Consider the following 216-nt stretch of genomic DNA (forward strand, 5'->3'; position numbering starts at 1 on the left):
CTGTACTGCTTCTTCGTCCTGGAGGTCGGCTCCCGGACCGTGCACATCCTCGGGGTCACCGCCAACCCCGACGGACGATGGACCACCCGGCAGATCCGCAACCTCCTCATGGACCTCGGCGACCGGATGGCCGACTTCCAGTTTCTGGTTCGTGACCGCGCCGGCCAGTTCACCGCCTCCTTCGACGCGGTCCTCGCCGACGCCGGCATCACCACC

The 216-nt window shown here is 67.6% G+C and carries 1 pseudogene; it reads left to right on the forward strand.

The features are described from left to right. Positions 1-216, forward strand: a pseudogene (locus tag FMEAI12_RS08800) (integrase); the annotation flags it as partial.

It is taken from the genome of Parafrankia sp. Ea1.12 (genome assembly GCF_900465275.1).
Lineage (GTDB): Bacteria > Actinomycetota > Actinomycetes > Frankiales > Frankiaceae > Parafrankia > Parafrankia soli.